The following is a 1,990-nucleotide window of genomic DNA, read 5'->3' on the forward strand; positions in this document are numbered from 1 at the left end:
CCCCCCTTCTTGCAACCGGTCGTATTTGCGACAGCGGCCGACCTCTCCTGGAATGCTGGCCGATTTCCTTGTCGAAATATCGCAAATCCTTATCCTGAAACCTGCCTCGCAATACTGCCGGGGGCTGACGAGTTTTGGGAGATTAGCATGCTGATTGGCTACGCGAGGGTCTCGACGGACCAGCAAAGCCACGCATTGCAACTCGACGCACTTCGTGGTGCGGGGTGTGAACGCGTTTTTGTCGAAACCGCTTCTGGGGCTCGGACCGATCGGCCGGAACTCACCCGACTGTTGGAGATGGCGCGGCCCGGCGATGTCGTGGCTTGCTGGCGCCTAGACAGGCTAGGCCGCTCCCTCCGACACCTGATGGAGATAGGCGATGACCTTCAGCGCCGCAGCATTGGCTTGCGCTCCCTGACGGAGAGCATCGATACCACAACACCCACAGGGCGGCTTATGTTTGCCATCCTCGGTGCGCTTGCCTCCATGGAACGGGAAACACTGATTGAACGGACTCGTGCCGGGCTTGCTGCCGCAGCGGCGCGCGGTCGTGTTGGCGGTCGTCCCCGCGCTCTCGACGACACCAAGCTGAGAGTCGCCCAGGCGCTTGTCGCCGATGGCGGCCTCTCAATGGCTGAGATTGCCCAGCAGGTCGGCTGCGCTCCATCGACTCTCTACAGATCGTTGCCCGGTGGTCGGGGAGGATCGGCGATGACTGCGACCGTGGCAGACGGTCGAGCGACGGTGCGGGAGATGGTGGCCACGGGCTGACTCGATCATGGCAACTGTCTATCGGCGAAGCTCAACGTGGTGGGTTCGCTTTGTCTGGCGCGGCGTCGAGGTCCGCCGCTCGGCTCGTACATCGTCGAAGGTCATCGCGCAGCGGATGCTCGCGCGGCTGCTTGAGGAGCATCGGCGCCATGACCGTGAAGGCCGTCCACGTCGCACCTATCGCGAGGCGCTTGATCGGTTTTGCGCCGAGTACCTGCCGACACTTAAGGAGGCAACGCAGCGGCGCTACCGAACGAGCTTCCGCCAACTCGCCCCGGCATTCGGTGGGCTCCATCTCGACGAGATCACTCGCGCCCGCCTTGCCGATTACGCGGCGGCTCGGATACGCGTGGGCGTTAAGGCCGCCACGGTACGTCGCGATCTCGCAACGTTCAGTTGCCTGTGCTCATGCGCGGTCGAGTGGGATTTTATCGACACCAACCCGGTCCGGCAGTTCGGCAAGCGCCACCTCAAGGAGTCCCGGCCCCGGACCACCTACCCGACGGTCGAGGAGGTCGAACAACTGGTGGCCCACGCCTCGCTGGCGGCTGGGCGGATCATCGGCATGCTTGCCCAGACTGGCATGCGCATGGACGAGGTGTGCTCACTGGAATGGTCGCAGGTGTCGATCCCCAGACGCGAGGTCAGGTTGAACAAGACCAAGACCTCATCGCCGAGGGTGGTGCCGCTGAGTGATGACGCCATGGGCACGATCCTAGGCACACCCCGGCATCCCACCTCGCTCTACGTATTCTGGCGCGGCGACGGCGAACGCTACACCAGCTTCTCAGGGGCCTTCCGCAAGATTGCTGCGCGGGCCGGGGTAAAGTTCCGCTGCCACGACCTGCGCCACCATTTCGCCTCCGAATTCGCTCAGCAAACCGGTGACGTAGCCGCACTCCAAGCGATCCTCGGCCACAAAACGATCGCGATGACGATGCGCTACTCCCACCTCATGACCAAGCACCTGCACGACGCCATGCGCCGGTTCGGATCGAAAGCAGGCACAAATGCGGGCACGAGCGTTGAGGATGTTGGTACCCATCCTCCTACCGCGTCCAAGTAGATGGCCATCATGGGGCGGGCGCCACCGTGAGGGGAGACCGGCGAACCCTTGTCCTCCCTTGGTCTGCCTGTCCATTTTCCCCGCCGCCTCACTATGCTACACGGCGCGCGTGCGCCGGGTTAGCACAGCGGTAGTGCAGCGGTTTTGTAAACC

Annotated in this window: 2 protein-coding genes; both read left to right on the plus strand. The window is 63.4% G+C overall.

Going from position 1 to position 1,990, the window contains the following annotated elements:
- Positions 1–147 precede the first annotated feature (147 nt).
- Positions 148–771, plus strand: coding sequence for a recombinase family protein (locus tag ACFHPP_RS30880; RefSeq protein WP_437167054.1), 624 nt, complete (start codon positions 148–150; stop codon positions 769–771).
- 7 nt (positions 772–778) lie between these two features.
- Positions 779–1,837 carry a tyrosine-type recombinase/integrase gene (locus ACFHPP_RS30885; protein ID WP_437167055.1) on the plus strand — a complete coding sequence of 353 codons (1,059 nt, stop codon included), beginning with the start codon at positions 779–781 and terminating at the stop codon, positions 1,835–1,837.
- The last annotated feature ends 153 nt before the right edge of the window (positions 1,838–1,990 follow it).

Source organism: Falsiroseomonas sp. E2-1-a20, assembly GCF_051433195.1.
Taxonomy (GTDB): Bacteria; Pseudomonadota; Alphaproteobacteria; order Acetobacterales; family Acetobacteraceae; genus Falsiroseomonas.